Below are 17,865 nucleotides of genomic sequence, written 5' to 3' on the forward strand. Positions count from 1 at the left end.
CTCATGCCGGCCCTCCGCTGCGCTCCGGGCCGCCATGAGGCACATCCGCACTGAATTTGATGACTCGCTCGCTACGCTCGCTCATGCCGGCCCTCCGCTGCGCTCCGGGCCGCCATGAGGCACATCCGCACTGAATTTGATGATTCGCTCGCTACGCTCGCTCATGGTGTGGTGCTCCCTTCAGCAGGTTCTTCCCGGGCCGCCCAGGCGGCGAGCTTCTCCCCCAGCGCCGCGCCGCCGGTCGCCTCGCGGGCCACGACGAGGATGGTGTCGTCACCGGCGATGGTGCCGACGACCTCCGGCAGCCCCGCCCGGTCCAGCGCGCTGGCGAGGTACTGTGCGGCACCGGGTGGGGTGCGCAGCACGGCGATGTTGCCGCTGGAGTCGACCCCGTTGAGCAGTTCGCGGAGCAGCCGGATCAGCCGGGCCGGCGCCTGCTCGGCGTCCCGCAGCGGCCGCTTGCCGTCCTCCGGGATGAGGTAGACGGCCGGTCCGTCGCCGCCGCGCACCTTGACCGCGCCCAGCTCGTCCAGGTCGCGGGAGAGGGTGGCCTGGGTGACCTGCACCCCGGCGTCGGCGAGCAGGTCGGCCAGCTCGGTCTGCGAGCGGATCGCCCGCTCGCGGATCAGGTCGACGATCCGGGCGTGCCGGGCGGCCCGGGTCAGTGGTCCGGTCATGCCGACTCGCCGACCACGGACGCGATGATCGAGGCCGCCGACGGCTCGCCGGCCGGCTGCGCCGCGGCTTCCCCGGCGGCCGCGCGCTCCTCGGCGTGCCGCTCCAGTAGCCAGGCGAGCAGGGCCTTCTGGGCGTGCAGCCGGTTCTCCGCCTGGTCGAAGACCGCGCTGCGAGGGCCGTCGAGCACCTCGTCGGTGATCTCCTCGCCCCGGTGCGCCGGCAGGCAGTGCAGCACCACGACCTCCGGTGCGGCACCGGCCAGCAGGGTCTTGTTGACCTGGTACGGCTGGAACGCGGTGAACCGGTCCCGGCCGTCGCCCTCCTGCCCCATCGAGGTCCAGGTGTCGGTGGCGACCACGTCGACGCCGGCCACCGCCTCGGCCGGGTCGCGCAGCACGCGTACCGAGCCGCCGGTGCCGGCCGCGATCTCGGCGGCCCGGTCCAGTACGGCCGGGTCGGGTTCGTGGCCGGCCGGGCCGGCGACCCGGACGTGCATCCCGGCGGTCGCGCCGCCGACGAGGTAGGAGTGCGCCATGTTGTTGGCCGCGTCGCCGAGGTACGCCAGGGTCCGGCCGGCGGTGCCGCCACAGTGCTCGCGGACGGTGAGCAGGTCGGCCAGGAGCTGGCAGGGGTGGAAGCCGTCGGTCAGCCCGTTCACCACCGGCACCGTCGCGCCCTCGGCCAGCTCGGCGATCCGGTCGTCCCCGAAGGTGCGCAGCACGATCGCGGCGACGTACCGGGACAGCACCCGGGCCGCGTCCACCAGCGACTCGCCCCGGCCGAAGTGCGTGACCTGGGTGTCCACCACGATCGGGTGGCCGCCCAACTCGGCGATGCCGACGTCGAAGGAGAGCCGGGTACGCAGGCTCGGCTTGTCGAAGAGCACCGCCACCGCCCGGGGCCCGGCAAGCGGGCGCAGGGCGTAACGATCAGACTTCATCCGGGCGGCGAGGTCCAGTACCGCCGCCTGCTCGGTCGGGCTGAGGTCGTCGTCGCGCAGGAAGTGCCGGGGCATCAGAGTCCACCCCGGGTCTGCTCGACGACGGCCGGAGCCGACGTTTCCGGGCCGGCCGGTGCCGCCGCGTCCAGTGCTGCCGGCAGGGCGGCGAGGAACGCGTCGGCCTGGTCCAGACTCAGGATCAGCGGCGGGGCCAGCCGGATCGTCGCCGGCTGCACCGGGTTGGCGAGGAAGCCGGCGTCCCGCAGCACCCCGGCGGTCGCGGCGGCGGCCGGGGCACGCAGCACGATGCCGAGCAGCAGCCCGGCGCCGCGCACCTGCGCCACCAGCGGGTGGTTCAGCGCCTCCACCCCCCGCCGGATCCGCTCGCCGACCCGCTTCACGTGGTCGAGCAGCCCCTCGTTGGCGATGGTGGAGATGACGGCGAGGGCGGCGGCGCAGCTCACCGGGTTGCCGCCGAAGGTGGTGCCGTGCAGGCCCGGCCGGAGCAGCTCGGCGGCCTTGCCGAAGGCCAGGCAGGCACCGATCGGCAGCCCGCCGCCGAGCCCCTTGGCCAGGGTGACCAGGTCCGGCTCGATCCCGTCGGCCTGGTGCGCGAACCAGTGCCCGGTACGCCCGATCCCGGTCTGCACCTCGTCCAGCGCCAGCAGCGCGCCGTGCGCGGCGGTGATCCGCCGGGCCGCCGCGATGTAGCCGGGCGGCGGCACGACGACGCCGTTCTCGCCCTGGATCGGTTCCAGGATCACCATCGCGGTCCGGTCGGTGACCGCGGCGGCCAGCGCCTCGACGTCGCCGTACGGGACGTGGGTCACCTCGCCGGGCAGCGGGCGGAACGGGTCGGCCTTGGCCGGCTGGCCGGTGAGCGCCAGCGCGCCCATGGTCCGGCCGTGGAAGCCGCCCTCGGTGGCGACCACCTCGGTGCGCCCGGTCAGCCGGGACAGCTTGAAGGCGGCCTCGTTCGCCTCCGCGCCGGAGTTGGCGAAGAAGACCCGGCCGGGTCGGCCGGCCAGCGCCAGCAGCAGCTCGGCCAGCGCCACCGGCGGCTCGGCGACGAAGAGGTTGGAGACGTGCCCGAGGGTGGCGACCTGCCGGGAGACCGCCTCGACCACCGCCGGGTGGGCGTGCCCGAGCGCGTTGACCGCGATGCCGCCGACCAGATCGACGTACTCCCGGCCGGCCTCGTCGACCACGACCGCGCCGCTGCCGCGGACCAGCGCGAGCTGCGGGGTCCCGTAGTTGTCCATCATGGACTGCGTCCAGCGGTCGACCAGGGTCGTTGTCATGACGAGACCGCCCCGGGCTCGGGAACCACCATCGTGCCGAATCCTTCCGATGTGAAAACTTCCAGCAGGGTCGAGTGCGCCACCCGCCCGTCCACCACGTGCGCCGCCGGCACCCCGCCACTGACCGCCCGCAGGCAGGCCTCCATCTTCGGCACCATTCCCGACTCCAGCTTCGGCAGCAGCTCGGCGAGCTGACCGGTGGTGATCTCGGAAACCAGGCTGTCGGTGTCCGGCCAGTCGGCGTAGAGCCCGGGTACGTCGGTGAGCACCACCAGCTTGCGGGCCCGCAGCGCGACGGCCAGCGCGGCGGCGGCGGTGTCGGCGTTGAGGTTGTGCAGCACACCGTCGACGTCCGGCGCGACAGTGGAGATCACCGGAATCCGGCCGGCCGAGATCAGGTCGGCGACCGCCGAGACGTTCACCCGGTCCACGTCGCCGACCTGGCCGATGTCGACCGGTTCGCCGTCCACGTACGCCGGCCGGCGTACCGCCGTGAAGAGCCGGGCGTCCTCGCCGGAGAGACCGACCGCGTACGGGCCGTACTCGTTGATCAGCCCGACCAGTTCCCGGCCGACCTGGCCGACCAGCACCATCCGGACCACGTCCATCGCCTCCGGCGTGGTCACCCGCAGCCCGCCCTTGAACTCGCTGGTGATGCCGAGCCGGCGCAGCATGGCGGAGATCTGCGGACCGCCGCCGTGCACCACCACCGGCTTGAGCCCGGCGTAGCGCAGGAAGACCATGTCGGCGGCGAACGCCCGCTGCAACTCCGGGTCGATCATGGCGTTGCCGCCGTACTTCACCACCACGGTGGAGCCGGAGAAGCGGGCCAGCCAGGGCAGCGCCTCGATGAGGGTGGCCGCCTTCCGCTGCGCCTCGGTCAGGTCACGGGTCAGCATCATGTCGAGTACGCCGAGTTCTCGTGCACGTACGCGTGCGACAGGTCGTTGGTCAAGATGGTGGCCTCGGCCGGGCCCGCGTGCAGGTCGATCCGGATGGTCACCTGCCGGCCGGAGAGGTCGACCTTGGCCCGGTCCTCGGCGGCGGCCCCGGACCGGCACACCCAGATCCCGTTGACCGCCACGTCGATGCCGTCCGGCTCGAAGGCCGCGGCCGTGGTGCCGACGGCGGCGAGAATCCGGCCCCAGTTCGGGTCGTTGCCGAACAGCGCGGTCTTGACCAGGTTGTTCCGGGCGACCGCCCGGCCGACCTCGACCGCGTCGTCCTCGCCGGCCGCCCCGACCACCTCGATCGCGACCTCCTTGCTGGCGCCCTCGGCGTCGGCCACCAGTTGCCGGGCCAGGTCCCGGCAGGCCTCGGTGACCGCAGCGGTCAGCTCGGCCTGGCTCGGCGCGATCCCGGAGGCGCCGCTGGCCAGCAGCAGCACGGTGTCGTTGGTGGAGAGGCAGCCGTCCGAGTCGACCCGGTCGAAGCTGACCCGGCAAGCCTCCCGGAGCGCCTCGTCCAGCACGGCCGGCCCGGCGACCGCGTCGGTGGTGACCACGCAGAGCATGGTGGCCAGCGCGGGTGCGAGCATCCCGGCGCCCTTGGCCATCCCGCCGACCGTCCAGCCGGTGCCGGCGACCACGGTCGTCTTGGGCCGGGTGTCGGTGGTCATGATCGCCTCAGCCGCCGCCGGTCCGCCGTCGGCGGCCAGCCCGGCCACCGCCGCGTCCACTCCGGGCAGCAGCCGCTCCATCGGCAGTCGCTCGCCGATCAGCCCGGTCGAGCAGATCGCCACCTCGCCGGCGCCGACCGCCGGCCCGCCGTCAACGGATCCGGAGAGCGCGGCGGCGGCGTGTTCGGCGGTGGCGTGGGTGTCCTGGAAGCCGGGCGCTCCGGTGCACGCGTTGGCGCCGCCGGAGTTGAGCACCACGGCGCGGACCAGCCCGGCCCGCAGTACCTGCTGGCTCCAGAGCACCGGTGCCGCCTTGACCCGGTTGGCGGTGAAGACCCCGGCCGCCACGGCGTCCGGTCCGTCGTTGACCACCAGCGCGACGTCCCGGGCGCCGCTGGACTTGAGTCCGGCGGCGACGCCGGCCGCCCGGAATCCCCGGGGCGCGGTGACGCTCATGCCAATCCTCCCTCGTTGCCTGCCACCGTCGCGATCTCCGCCGGCCCCGCGGTGCCCGGCAGGCTCGCGGTCCGCGACGCTCCCGCACCGACGGCTACGCAGCCCGCTGCCGCGACACCGGCTGCGACCGGCGGCCGTCCGACCGCCGCGACCAGCGCCCATCCGACTGCCGCGACCAGCGGCCGTCCGACTGCCGCGACACCGGCTGCGACCGGAGCGGGCCCGGCGACCGTTGACACCCCGGTCACGGTGCCACCCCGTGCACGGACAGGCCGGTGGTCTCCGGCAGCCCGAGCATCAGGTTGGCGCACTGCACCGCCTGGCCGGCGGCGCCCTTGCCGAGGTTGTCGATGGCGCTGACCACGATCAGTCGACCGGAGTCGACGTCGACGGTCGCCTGCAGGTGGCAGGAGTTGCCGCCGAGCGTGGCGGCGGTGTGCGGCCACTGCCCCTCGGGCAGGAGGTGCACGAACGGCGCGTCCGCGTACGCCTCGGCCAGCACCGCGCGCGGGTCGGCCGGGGCGCCGCCGGCGGGCAGCGCGGTGACGGTGGCCAGGATGCCGCGCGGCATCGGAGCCAGCACCGGTGTGAAGGAGAGCCCGGTCGCCCCGCTGGCCTGCTTGATCTCCGGGACGTGCTGGTGGGCGCCGACCTTGTAGGGCGAGAGGTCACCCATCACCTCGCTGCCGAGCAGGTGCGGCTTGGCCGACCGGCCGGCCCCGGAGGTGCCGGAGGCGGCGACCACCACCACGTCGTGCGGGGCGGCCACCCCGGCGGCGAGCAGCGGGGCGAGGGCGAGGGTGGTGGCCACCGCGTAGCAGCCGGTGGCGGCGACCCGGGTCGCACCGGCGATCGCCGCCCGCTGGCCGGGCAGCTCCGGCAGGCCGTAGGTCCAGGCGCCGGCATGGGTGCCGCCGTAGTAGCGGGTCCATGCGGCGGCGTCGGTGAGCCGGTGGTCCGCGCCGAGGTCCACCAGGCGGACCCCGTCGGGCAGGGCGGCGGCCAACGCCGCCGACTCGCCGTGCGGCAGGGCCAGGAAGACCAGGTCCGCGTCGGCGAGCACCGCCGGTTCGGTCCGGCCGAGCACCAGGTCGAGGCCGGTGAGCTGCGGGTGTACGGCGGCGACCGGCTGACCGGCCTGGCTGTGTGCGGTGGCGGCGACGAGGTCGAGTTCGGGGTGCCCGGCGATCAGCCGGAGCAGTTCGCCACCTGCGTAGCCACTCGCGCCGGCGACCGCGACTCGAATTCCCATGCCCACCTCCGCATTTCTATGCAGCGAGCACGCTAGCAGACATCGCCGGACAACTGCAAGTCTATGCGGTGGACTGAATGATCTTTCGATCAGGTGGACCCGCGTCGCGCATCTGCGTCGCCGTCCCGGTGTCTGGCGGCCGCACCCGGGGTGGCGCTGGTTGTCCCCGACCGGCAGCCCGGTGGTCCCACCCGGATCTTCGCCGCGTAGCAGGGGTCAAGCCGGTCCGGTCAACTGCCACAGGCCCAGCCGGTCCGGGGCCGTCCGGCAGACCAGGGCGGCCGGGCCGGCCCGGCAGTCCACCACCCCGGGCGGCAGGGCACCGACGATCCGCAGCGCCGCACCGTCGGCCACGGCCAGCAGCGACCGGCCGTCGTAGGCGTCCGGCCGGATCAGGATGTCCGGGGACCAGACGATCGAGTTCCATCCCCGGGGCCGGGCCCGGCGCCACCGCTCCGCCCCGCTGGCCGGATCCAGGGCGACCACCCGCGATTCGCCGTCCAGGCAGGCCAGCCCTGCACAGTCCCGGATCAGCTCGCCGATCCCGTCACCCGGCCGGGTCCACCGTCGGGTCAGCCCGGGCAGGTCGTACCCGCTGACGGCCGGCTCCCGCCCGGCGGGGTGCCGCAGTACCAGCCGGCCGCCGACCACCCGGGGGTTGCTCTGCGCGTAGTCGGCCGGCGGCAGTGCACCGGTGCCGACCAGGGCACCGGTGGCGAGGTCGCGCAGTTCCGCCGTGACGTTGTCGTGCACGACCAGCACCCGGGCCGGATCACCGGGCACCGGCTGCACGACCGCGGTCGACGCCAGCCGCAGCCGCCACCGGACCTCCCCGGTGGCCAGGTCCACCGCCTCGACGGCCCCCTCCAGCCGGCGACCGGCACCGGAGACGCTGCGCACCTCGGAGACCCCGAGCCCGAGGCCACTGCCGCCGACCCGGATGACCCGGCCAGGCCGGACCCACCGCACCGCACCCGTGCGGACCGACCGGGCGGCGGTCACCGTACGCCGGCCGACCGAGTCGAGTTCGGCGACCAGCAGGATCTCACCGACCCGCTCCGCGTAGTGCCGGCCGGCCATGGTGACCGGTACCGTCCAGCGCCGGTCCCCGCCCGGCAGGTCGTACGCGGTGAGAGTGCTCGGCCGGCCGACCAGCGCGGCGGAGACCAGCAGCACGTCGTCGGCGACGAAGTACGTGCTCTCGGCCGGCACGTCGAGACCGCCCACCGGCCGCAGCGCACCGTCCGGCGGCGCGGCGGCGGTCACCCCGAAGAGCACCAACAGGCTGGAGAGCAGCCCCGCCAGCCAGCGCACCGAGCCCCGGCGCGACCCGGGCGAAGGCGGCGTTTCGACATCGGGGAGGCCGCGATCGTCGCCGAGGTCGATGAGCACCGTGGCGCGGCTCTCCACCTGGTCTCCCGATCTGCGGCCCAGTCCCGGGCTCGACGGTCAGCCGAGCCTAACCCGTCCGGCACCGCGAGGTCGTCCGGCACTGCACCGCCCGCCGCCGCTCGGCTGGCGGCGGTCACCGCGCCGTCCCGCAGCCTCGGCGCCGTCCCGACGAGCGTCGGTCGCCGACCGGCGTCAGTCGCAGACCTCGTCGAACTCCTGCCGGACCTGCTCGAACGCCGTGTCGAACTCGGCCAGCTTCGGTCGCAGCGTGGCGGCCGGCTGACTGGAGTCGATGTCGGCCGCTTCGATGGTGTCGGCCAGCCGCTGGATCGCGCCTTTCACGTCGCCGTCCGCAGACTCCGCCACCTTCGCCAACTCGGGTTGCATGGCCTCGATCTGGGTGGCCCGGACCTCCTCCGCCGAGCCTCGCAGGCCATGGAACTGGCCGAGCACGGTCCGGGCGTCGTCGCACGCCTGCGGCGAGGTGTTGACCCCCGCCCCGCGACATCCCCCGGCAAACAGCAGCACCAGCAGTACGCCGCACCCGAGCGCCCGCCGTCGATGACTTCCCACCCCGTGACCTCCGAAAGTCGTGTGCGAGGCAGATCCTTCAGCATCACCGGCGAGATGTCCATTCTTCGATGTCACCGGCGCCGTCGATGTCACCGGCGCCGGCCGGGCGAGTCTGGCCCGCGCACCCCACCGTCAGGCTCCGACCGCAACTTCCGGATCTGCCAGAGCGCCAGCAGCACCAGTCCGACGCCGACGCCGGCCCACACCCCGGCCGCGAAGGGTGTGGAGCGCCGCTCGGACAGGACCCCGAGGGCGGGGCGGGCGACCGCGATGCCTACCCCGGCCAGGCTGGCGACCACCCCGAAGACCAGGGCGCGGACCCGGCGTGAGGTGACCTCGTTGGTGAGCACCTCCAGCACCGTCATCCCGAGCGCGTAGCCGAGGCCCATCACCGGCAGGAACAGGAACGGGCCGAGCCACTCCGCCTGGCTCACCGCGACCAGGGTGGCGAGCACGAGCAGGAACGACACGGTCAGCGCGAGCCGCCGGCTCGGCGCCGAGACATATCCGGCCAGCAGGCCGCCGAGCACCGACGCGGCGGCGAAGGCCGCGTACATCCAGCCGGTGACCTGCGCGGACAGCCCGAGTTCCAGGGCCAGTGGCTGGAACAGTATGCGGGCGCTCCAGCCGAACAGCAGCAGCAGGACCCCCAGCCACACGGCCCGGCGCAACCGCACGTCGGCCACCGCGGCCCGGATGTCGGCGTACACCGAGGAGAGCGTGGTCGTGACCCGTGATCCGGCGATCTCCGGCAGGGTCAGGGCGAGCAGGAACGCCACCCCGGCCAGCCCGGCGGTGACGGTGAACGGCAACGTCGGCTCCATCTTGTACAGGTAGCCGGCGGCGAGTAGGGAGATCAGCACCGAGCCGCTGCCCACCGCCCGGATCAGCCCGAAGGCCCGGGCCGGATCGATCTCCAGGTCGTCCTGTACGCAGAGTTCGTAGAGGTAGGCGCTGGCCGCCCCGGAGGTGAGCGCCCAGAGTACGGCCCAGAGCACCCACGCGGCGAAGAGCATCTGCACGGTACGGACCTGCGAGATCGCCGCGAAGGTCAGCACCGCACCCCCGGCCAGCGTCAGGTACGCCCGGCGCCGCCCGATCCGGTCCGCGAGCACACCCACCGGAAGCTCGCAGGCCACCGAGACGATCCGGAACACCCCGTCGGCGAGTACCGCGGTCGCCAGCGGGAAGCCGAGGTCGAGCAGGTAGATCAGCCAGATCGGAAACCAGAACTGGACCTCCAGCAGGAACTGGGTGACCGCGAAGGTGCGGATCGCCCGGCTGCGCAGCGCCTGCCTCATCCAGCCTCGCCGCGCCCGGTGCGGTGCCGGCCTCCCGGGTCCGGGCCGGACTCCACGGGTGCCGGGGCGGCCGGACCCGCTCCGGTCGGACCGGCGGAGCTCATGCGCTGCGATCCCGCCGGAAGAACAGGTACACGACGACCAGCAGCGCGGAGACCACCCCGGAGGTGACCAGGATGGCGTCCGCCGGTTGCGAGGCGACCCAGGCCACCAGGGAGGATCGGCCGAGGTCGTAGACGGCCATCTCCGGATCGCTGGCGATGGAGCGGCCGAACTCGGTCACCGCGAGCGCCGTACCGAGGATCGACGTCATGGCGATGCCGAGCAGGATCAGGTCGGTGAACATCGCCGACCGGGCCGTACGCCGGGCGGCGAGCTCGGCCAGCCGCCGTCCACAGAGTTCGATCTTGAAGTGTACGGGCTGCTCCAGGAGCTTCTCGTAGTCCCAGAAGTCGAGGATCGCGTCCATCTCGACCCGTACCGCCCGCTTGAGGTACTTCGACAGGTCCTGGCGCTCCATGATGATCAGCTCGGCCCGCTGGCTCAGCCCGGTCAGTTTCCCCTTGAGCTGCTCCAACTCCCACCGCGAGCCGGCCGCCGCCGAGTCGGCGAGGATCTTCGACAGCCGGGCGTCGATCCGCTCCAGCACGCCGTAGAAGACCTGGGCGTAGCGCAGCGCCTCCCACTGGTCCCGGAACGGGTCGCCGGGCAGCATCCGGGCACCCGCACCGGTCCGGTCCAGGAAGAGGTAGTTCAGCCAGCGGACCAGGTGGTCGAGGTCGCCGTCGAGCAGCCGGTCCGCCGGAGCGCGCTGGTCGTCGCCGATGACGACGTCCTTGACCCAGTGCCGGGTCATCTCCTCGGCACCCGGCGCGGACGGGTCGACCACCAGGCTGCGGGTCACCCAGAGCGCCTCGCCGAACTCCGCCGTCACCGGGTCGTCGGCCGGGGTGGCCGCCCCCAGCACCTCCCCGTCCCGGTCCGCCTCGCGCAGCAGCGCGAGCACCGGGTTCAGGTACTGCCGGACGATCTCCCGGGCGGTCTGCTCACCCAGCTCCACCGCCCGGGCCTGCAACTCGTCGAGCCGGGCCGGTAGCCGGTCGGCCTGCCCGGCCAGCCAGGGGTCCACCTCCGCCAGCATCTCCAGCAGCATCAGCCCGTGGTCGTAGAGCCGGAAGCTGATCTCCACGAGCCCGGCCCACAGCAGGTCACCGGAGCGCTCCGCCAGGTGCTCCGGGCGGAGCCGGCCGGTCAGCACGTGCAGCGTCCGCTCCGCCGCGTGTTCGCTGATGCTGCGGTAGAGGTTCAGCGAGCTGCGCGGCCGGGTGTGCTTGAGCACCACCACCGGCGGCGACCCGGCGGCCTCCGCCGGGACGGGCGGCGCCAGCCGGGGCAGCAGCGCGTCCAGGGCCGGCTGACGCTCGGCCCAGAACCGCGCGTGCGCCTCCGGATCCCGCAGCGCCGCTCCGGGTACGGCGTAGAAGTCGACCACCACCGGGGCGAGGATCCGCAACTGGGTCATCGGCCCGCCGCCGTTCCCAGCCGGAGCGCCCGGGCGTCGACGTGCAGTACCCGACCCTGCGCCGGCCCGTTGGTCAGCTTCACCTCGACCAGGATCCGCCCGGGGGTCGGGCCGGCCCGGCCGACGAACTCCTCCGGCCAGTCGAGCACCTGCGCCCGGGTGCCCCGCGGGGCGAGCAGCACCAGCCTGCCGCGCTCGTCGCGCAACTCCACCAGTCCGGTGCCGCCGACCGGGTCGAGGGTGACCTCCCGCTGCGCGGGCGGGTCGAGTTCGGCGACGATCTCCGCGTACTCCTCGCTCCGGCGCAGTTCCCCGAGCACCTGGTTGAACTCCCGCATCACCACGGCCGCCTCGGCGCTGTCCGCCATCATGAAGTACAGCCCCTCGACGGAGTGGATCAGCGGGTCGTCGCCCTTGAGGTGGTCGAAGTCGCCGACGTCACCGGCGAAGGAGGGGTCGGCCAGCGCCGCCTGGCCGGAGAGCAGCCCCTCGGCGAGCAGGTCGATGCGGCCGTCGGCCAGCGCCCGGAAGCCCTCCAGTGTGGACGGGAACTCCACGAAGTCGGTGACCGCCGACTCCAGCTCGTCCCAGTAGCCGTACCCGGTGATGCCGCCGACCCGCAGCGCACCCAGCTCGGCGGCGGACGTGACCTTCGGCTGGCCGGCCCGGCGGTTGTAGAAGAGCACGTACTCGAAGTCGACGAGCGGGTCCGACAGCAGCAGGTCCGCCCGCCGGGACTCGCTGCCCACCAGCGGGAACGTCCCGATGGTGGCACCGGAGCGGACCTGCTCCTCGGCCAGGGACCAGGAGGTGTACCTGATCTCGGGGCGGTAGCCGGACCGGTTGAGGACCTCCACCACCAGCTCGGTGACCGGGCCGCCGTCGGGCAGCTCCGAGCCGACGAACGGGGCCCAGTCTCCACTGGAGACCAGCACCGGCCGGGACGGCGAGGTGGGCGACGGGCGCAGTCCGGCCACCACGTACGCCCCGGCGCCGGCCACCACCAGCAGCAGGGCGAGCACCGGGCCCCAGATCCGGAGCGGCTTGCGCAGGGCGTTCCACCTGGTTGGGTTCGGCGTCACGTTCGATCTTCCAATCCGGACAGTGACGCCCCGGGGCCTGCGGCACGCGTACCCCCGAGACGTCTCCGCGAGACCGTAGAGTACAAGATCCGCGAAACCGGACGGGCGCTGCGCCGGAGACGGCCGCCGTCCTGCCGCCCGAGGACGTCGCGGCCGCCGCGCCGGAGCGCGACGGCCGCGATCGGACCATCCGTCGGGGTTGCCGTCCCGGTCAGGCGCCCCGGAGCACCGCCCCGAACCGGCGGGCCGCCTCGGCCACCGCCGCGTCCCGGGCGGCCACCGCCTCCTCGCCGGTCAGGGTCCGATCCGGCGCCCGGAACACCAGCTTGTACGCCAGTGACCGGCGACCCTGCCCCAACTGCTCGGAGGAGTAGACGTCGAAGAGCCGGATCGACTCCAGCAGCTCACCGGCACCCTCGGCCAGCGCCCGGCCCACCTCGTCGGCCGGCACGCCGGCATCCAGCACCAGCGCCACGTCGATCAGCGCGGGCGGATAGCCGGAGATCCGGGGTGCCGGTACCACCGGGGCGGGCGGCAGGGCGTCCAGGTCGATCTCCAGGGCACTGGTCCGGGGCGGCAGGTCCAGCTCGGCCAGTACCGCCGGATGCAGCTCACCGGCGTGCCCGACCAGCACGTCGTCGACCCGGAACTCGGCGCACCGGCCCGGGTGCCAGGGCGCGTACCCGGCCTGCCGGACCACCACCCGGTGCCCGGGGATGCCGGCGGCGGCCAGCACGTTCCGGCCCGCCTCCACGGCGTCCGCCCAGCCGGCCGGGCGCCCCGCACCCCACCAACCGGCCGGCTCCACCTCGCCGGTCAACACCGCGGCGACCCGCCATGGCTGGTCCGGCAGGACGGCGTCGGCGGCCCGGAACTCCTCGTCGCTGGGCCGGTGGTCCACGCCCATCGCGGGGGGTGCGGCGGTCCCCGGCCGGGGCAGGAAGACCATGCCGATCTCGTAGAGCGCCACGTCCCGGTGGCCACGCCCGAGGTTGCGGCGCAGCGTGCCGAGCACGGTGCCGAGCAGTGTGGTCCGCAGCAGCGGCTCGGTGTCCGCCAGCGGGTTGGCCAGGCGTACCGCGGTGCGGCGCGGGTCGTCGGCGGGCAGCCCCAGCCGGTCGAACAGCTCCGCTGAGACGAACGGCGGGGAGAGCGCCTCGACGAAGCCGCTCTCCGCGAGGGTACGGCTCACCGAGCGGCGCCGCCGCTGCTCCGGGGTCAGCCCCCGGCCGGGCGGGGCGACCGGCAGCACCGACGGCACCTTGTCGTAGCCGTCCAGCCGGATCACCTCCTCGACCAGGTCCGCCGGGTCCGTGAGGTCGGGCCGCCAGGTCGGCGGGGTCACCACCAGGGTCTCCGGCCCGCTCGCGTGCCGCCCCCCGTTTCCGTTGCCGTTGCCGGCACGCCCGTCGCCGACCGCCACCGCGCAGCCGACCCGCTCCAGCAGCGCCACCGTCCGGGCCGGCTCGTACGGCACCCCGGCGCGCCGGGCCGGCAGGTCCGCGTCGATGACGATCCGGTTCGGCGGGCTGACGTGGTCGACGTCCAGCACCTCGGCGCCGGCCGTGCCACCCCCGTACGTGGTGAGCAGCGCGACCGCCCGCTCCAGGGCGACCAGCGGCAGCGCCGGGTCGACGCCCCGCTCCCAGCGCTTGGCGGCCTCACTGAACAGCCGGTGCCGGCGTGCCGTCCGGCCGACCACCACCGGGTCCCAGTGCGCCGCCTCGAAGAGCACGTTGACGGTCGTGTCGGCGACCTCGCTGGTCTCGCCGCCCATCACGGCGGCGAGCGAGATCGGCACTCCGCCGTCACCGGCCACCGATCCGGGCAGGCCGGCGTCGCAGATCACCAGATCCTCCGGGTCGAGCGCCCGGTCCACCCCGTCCAGCGTGGTCAGCCGCTCACCCGGCACCGCCCGGCGGACCACCAGCTCGCCCCGGAGCGCGTCCAGGTCGAAGGCGTGCATCGGCTGGCCCAGCTCCAGCATCAGGTAGTTGGTGATGTCGACCGGCAGCGAGATGGTCCGGATGCCGGCGTGGGTGAGCCGCTGCCGCATCCACGTCGGCGACTCGGCGGCCGGGTCGATCCCCCGGACCACCCTCGCGGCGAACCGGTCGCAGCCGACGGTGTCGACGACCCGGATCGGGTACGCCGGCTCCGGCGTCGCCCCGGGCGCGGGTGAGCGCCCCGGGTCCCGGAACGGCACCTCGAAGGCGTGCGACAGCTCCCGGGCCAGGCCGCGCACGGACATCGCGTACCCCCGGTCCGGGGTGATCTCGACCTCGACGACCACGTCGTCGAGCCCGACCACCGGCCGCGCGTCGTCACCAGGCTTGGCCGGCACGTCCTCGGGCAGCACCAGGATGCCCGCGTGGTCGTCGCCGATCCCCAGCTCGCGGACCGAGCAGATCATCCCGTTGGAGTTGCGCCCGTACGTCTTCCGGGCGCCGATCGCGAACCCGCCGGGCAGTACGCCGCCGGGCAGGATCACCACCACCCGGTCGCCGACGGCGAAGTTGGTCGCCCCGCAGACGATCTCCTGCGGCTCGCCGGTGCCGTTCGCGGCGCCGACGTCGACCCGGACGAACCGGATCGGCTTCTTGAACCCGGTCAGCTCCTCGATCTCGAGCACCTCGCCGACCACCAGCGACCCGGTGACGGTGCCGCGCAGGTCCACGACGGACTCGACCTCGATGCCGAGGTTGACCAGCGCCTGGTCCAGCTCCTCGGGGCTCAGCTCGGCGGGCAGGTCGACATGCTCGCGCAGCCAGGAAACAGGAATTCGCATGACTCAGACCACCGCATCCGTTCCGACGTGCATCGCTTCCGTTCCGTCATTCGCCATCGGCGTTCACACCTCGACCCCGAACGCGCGGGTGAACCGCACGTCGCCCTCGGCCATGTCCCGCATGTCGCCGATGCCGTGCCGGAACATCAGCGTGCGCTCGATGCCCATCCCGAAGGCGAATCCGGAGTAGACGTCCGGGTCGATGCCGCAGGCCCGCAGCACCCGGGGGTTGACCATGCCGCAGCCGCCCCACTCCACCCAGCGCGGGCCGTCCCGGTGCTGGGCGAACCAGACGTCGAACTCGCCGCTCGGCTCGGTGAACGGGAAGTAGTGCGGGCGCCAGCGGGTCCGTGCCTCGGCCCCGAACATCGCCTTGGCCAGGTGGTCCAGGGTGCCCCGCAGGTGCGCCATGGTGATCCCCTCGTCCACCACCAGCCCTTCGACCTGGTGGAAGACCGGGCTGTGCGTGGCGTCCAGCTCGTCGGTCCGGTAGACCCGGCCGGGGCAGACGACGTAGATCGGCGGCTTGCGGGCCAGCATCGTCCGGGCCTGCACCGGTGAGGTGTGGGTACGCAGCACCAGCCCCGGTAGGTCCAGGTAGAAGGTGTCCATGGTGCCCCGGGCCGGATGGTCCGGCGGGATGTTCAGGGCGTCGAAGTTGGTCCACTCCAACTCGACCTCGGGCCCCTCGGCGATCTCGTAGCCCATCCCGACGAAGAGGTCGCCGATCCGCTCCGACAGGGTGCTGATCGGGTGCCGGGCGCCGCGCGGCCGCCGGTCGTAGGGCATCGTGACGTCCACCCGCTCCTCGGCGAGGATCCGCTCGGCCTGCGCCGCCTGGACGACCGCGAGCCGCTGCGCGTAGGCGGACTCGATCGACCGGCGGGCCTCGTTGACCCGCTTGCCGGCGTCGGACTTGGCGGCCGGCGGCAGCGCGCCGATCTCCCGGCGGGCCAGTGACACCGGCGCCCGGTCGCCGAGGTGCGCCCGGCGCAGTTCGGCCAGCCCGTCGGGATCGGTGGCGGCGTCGAACGCGGCCGTCGCGTCGGCCACCGCCGCCGCCAGCGCCTCCGGGTCGAGCAGGGCGACCTGCTTCGGGTCGTACGGGTCGTTGCGATACGTCATGGCGTGCGGCTACTCCCTCTACATCGCGGGCGGTGGTCCCGCTGCCTCGCGTCGAATGTCCGCTGCGCCGTGCTGGACGCCTCCGGCACCCCCGCCGGAGACCCGGGTCGCCCGCTCACGAGCGGTACGAGAACCGGGCGATCCGGTCGGTGTGCACCGGAGCACCGGCGACGCCGTGGACAGGTCGGTGAACCTCGGTCAACCTCCCCGTGCGGTCCATCGTGGCCCGAGGTCAGGTTCGCCGGCGCCGGCACCGCGCTGTTCAGGTTGAAAAGGTTCGGTGGGCAGCCCTTCCGGGCGGCTCCGGAGAGTCTACGGACGGGCGGCTGGGCCGCAGCCCGCCGGTGGGGAGGGTGCGCAGGGAGGAGAAGAGTCAGCCCTGCCGCCCGCCGACACCGGCGGGCTGGCTAAACGAGTGGCGTCGTGCGTCGCGGACACGCCACCTCGCGGACTCGGTCATCAGGTCGACAACTCCCTGGTCTGTTCTGCTGCCCCGGACCCATTATGCGCCCTCCGGCGCGGTGCGGGCGGCCCCGGGCCGCAGTGCTCTGGCCGAAGCGTACAGGCAGACCGCGGCGGCGGCAGCCAGGTTGAGGCTCTCGGCCCGGCCGTGCAGCGGCACGCGTACCCGGGCGTCGGCGGCGTCGGCCAGCTCCGCCGGCAGACCGTGCGCCTCGGAGCCGAACAGCCAGGCGGTGGGCCGGGCCAGGCCGCCGGAGTCGGCGAGGTCGTCCAGGTCGGTCTCGCCGTAGCCGGAGGCGGCCAGCACGGCCAGCCCGGCCGCCCGCAGCTCGGCCACCACGCCGGCCGGCTCGGCAGCCCGGACCACGTCGAGATGGAAGAGGCTGCCGGCCGACGACCGCACGCACTTGCCGTTGTACGGGTCGACCGCGTCCCCGGCGAAGACCACCGCACCGGCCCCGGCGGCGTCGGCGGTGCGCAGCACGGTGCCGGCGTTGCCCGGGTCACGGATCTCGGCCAGCACGGCGACCAGCCGGGGACGCCGGTGCAGCGCGGTGCCGATCGGCACGTCGAGCCGGGCGCAGACCGCGACGATCCCCTGCGGGGCGACCGTCTCGGTCAACGCCGCGAGCGCGTCGTCGGTCACCCCGGAGACCGGTACTCCGGCCGCAGCGGCGGTGCCGGCGAGGTCGGCGTACCGGTCGAGCCCGGCCGGGGTGCCGAAGAGCTCGACCACCAGGCCCGGCGCGGCCAGTGCCTCCCGGACCGCCTGCGGGCCCTCGGCCAGGAACCGGCCGGTGGTGTCACGTTCCCGGCGCCGGTGCAGCCGCCGGGCCGCGACGATCCTCGGGGTACGCGGAGTGAACAGCGGCTGATCCGGTGCCCGGACATGGTCAAGGCGCCCCACCTGCGGGTTTACCGACATGCGGGACGCCTCGATCGGGTGTCGCGGTGTGGTCAGGCGGCCTGGGCCGACGCGCCACCGGTGCCCTCGGCCGCCACGGCGGCGCGGGCGACCTCGACGATGGCCGCGAAGGCCGTCGGGTCGTTGACGGCGAGGTCGGCCAGGATCTTGCGGTCCACCTCGACGCCGGCCAGCTTCAGGCCCTGGATGAGCCGGTTGTAGGTCATCCCGTTGGCGCGGGCTGCCGCGTTGATCCGGGTGATCCAGAGCTGCCGGAAGTCGCCCTTGCGGTCGCGCCGGTCCCGGTAGGCGTACTGCATCGAGTGCAGCACCTGCTCCTTGGCCTTGCGGTAGAGCCGGGACCGCTGGCCGCGGTAGCCGCTGGCGGTCTCCAGGACCGTGCGACGCTTCTTCTGGGCGTTCACTGACCGCTTGACGCGTGCCATCTCAACTACTCCTTCAGGTCAAGAG

General features: G+C 73.9%; 15 protein-coding genes. All 15 read right to left on the reverse strand.

Features of this window, described 5'->3' with window-relative positions; translation table 11 throughout:
• Window positions 1–161 precede the first annotated feature (161 nt).
• Window positions 162–677: an arginine repressor gene (locus tag AAH979_RS19880; RefSeq protein ID WP_346259624.1), complete on the reverse strand. Its 516-nt coding sequence runs from the start codon at window positions 675–677 to the stop codon at window positions 162–164.
• Window positions 674–1,693, reverse strand: a complete 1,020-nt coding sequence (gene argF / locus AAH979_RS19885) for an ornithine carbamoyltransferase (protein ID WP_346259625.1) — start codon at window positions 1,691–1,693, stop codon at window positions 674–676. Before argF ends, AAH979_RS19880 begins: the two co-directional genes overlap by 4 nt.
• Window positions 1,693–2,919: an acetylornithine transaminase gene (locus tag AAH979_RS19890; protein ID WP_346259626.1), complete on the reverse strand. Its 1,227-nt coding sequence runs from the start codon at window positions 2,917–2,919 to the stop codon at window positions 1,693–1,695. Before AAH979_RS19890 ends, argF begins: the two co-directional genes overlap by 1 nt.
• Window positions 2,916–3,821: an acetylglutamate kinase gene (gene argB / locus AAH979_RS19895; protein ID WP_346259627.1), complete on the reverse strand. Its 906-nt coding sequence runs from the start codon at window positions 3,819–3,821 to the stop codon at window positions 2,916–2,918. Before argB ends, AAH979_RS19890 begins: the two co-directional genes overlap by 4 nt.
• The gene (gene argJ, locus AAH979_RS19900) at window positions 3,818–4,993 is read right to left on the reverse strand and encodes a bifunctional glutamate N-acetyltransferase/amino-acid acetyltransferase ArgJ (RefSeq protein ID WP_346259628.1); all 1,176 of its coding nucleotides are present in this window, start codon (window positions 4,991–4,993) and stop codon (window positions 3,818–3,820) included. The genes argB and argJ overlap by 4 nt, the downstream gene beginning before the upstream one ends.
• 244 nt (window positions 4,994–5,237) lie before the next feature.
• The gene (gene argC, locus AAH979_RS19905) at window positions 5,238–6,245 is read right to left on the reverse strand and encodes an N-acetyl-gamma-glutamyl-phosphate reductase (protein ID WP_346259629.1); all 1,008 of its coding nucleotides are present in this window, start codon (window positions 6,243–6,245) and stop codon (window positions 5,238–5,240) included.
• Window positions 6,246–6,461: 216 nt separating this feature from the next.
• Complete coding sequence (locus AAH979_RS19910) at window positions 6,462–7,655, reverse strand: PQQ-binding-like beta-propeller repeat protein (RefSeq protein ID WP_346259630.1); 1,194 nt, start codon at window positions 7,653–7,655, stop codon at window positions 6,462–6,464.
• A 174-nt stretch (window positions 7,656–7,829) separates the two neighbouring features.
• On the reverse strand, window positions 7,830–8,210 hold the full coding sequence (locus tag AAH979_RS19915; protein WP_346259631.1) for a hypothetical protein: 381 nt from the start codon (window positions 8,208–8,210) through the stop codon (window positions 7,830–7,832).
• Window positions 8,211–8,299: 89 nt separating this feature from the next.
• Window positions 8,300–9,511 carry an MFS transporter gene (locus tag AAH979_RS19920; protein ID WP_346259632.1) on the reverse strand — a complete coding sequence of 404 codons (1,212 nt, stop codon included), beginning with the start codon at window positions 9,509–9,511 and terminating at the stop codon, window positions 8,300–8,302.
• A gap of 100 nt (window positions 9,512–9,611) precedes the next feature.
• Window positions 9,612–11,033, reverse strand: a complete 1,422-nt coding sequence (locus AAH979_RS19925; RefSeq protein WP_346259633.1) for a hypothetical protein — start codon at window positions 11,031–11,033, stop codon at window positions 9,612–9,614.
• On the reverse strand, window positions 11,030–12,115 hold the full coding sequence (locus AAH979_RS19930; RefSeq protein ID WP_346259634.1) for a transporter substrate-binding domain-containing protein: 1,086 nt from the start codon (window positions 12,113–12,115) through the stop codon (window positions 11,030–11,032). The genes AAH979_RS19925 and AAH979_RS19930 overlap by 4 nt, the downstream gene beginning before the upstream one ends.
• 211 nt (window positions 12,116–12,326) lie before the next feature.
• On the reverse strand, window positions 12,327–14,903 hold the full coding sequence (gene pheT / locus AAH979_RS19935) for a phenylalanine--tRNA ligase subunit beta (RefSeq protein WP_346259635.1): 2,577 nt from the start codon (window positions 14,901–14,903) through the stop codon (window positions 12,327–12,329).
• A gap of 63 nt (window positions 14,904–14,966) precedes the next feature.
• Window positions 14,967–16,028, reverse strand: a complete 1,062-nt coding sequence (locus tag AAH979_RS19940; RefSeq protein WP_346259636.1) for a phenylalanine--tRNA ligase subunit alpha — start codon at window positions 16,026–16,028, stop codon at window positions 14,967–14,969.
• A 502-nt stretch (window positions 16,029–16,530) separates the two neighbouring features.
• Complete coding sequence (locus AAH979_RS19945) at window positions 16,531–17,415, reverse strand: RNA methyltransferase (protein ID WP_346259637.1); 885 nt, start codon at window positions 17,413–17,415, stop codon at window positions 16,531–16,533.
• Between the two features lie 32 nt (window positions 17,416–17,447).
• Window positions 17,448–17,840 carry a 50S ribosomal protein L20 gene (rplT, locus tag AAH979_RS19950; protein ID WP_346259638.1) on the reverse strand — a complete coding sequence of 131 codons (393 nt, stop codon included), beginning with the start codon at window positions 17,838–17,840 and terminating at the stop codon, window positions 17,448–17,450.
• Window positions 17,841–17,865: the final 25 nt, after the last annotated feature.

The organism is Plantactinospora sp. ZYX-F-223 (assembly GCF_039649625.1).
Taxonomy (GTDB): Bacteria; Actinomycetota; Actinomycetes; order Mycobacteriales; family Micromonosporaceae; genus Plantactinospora.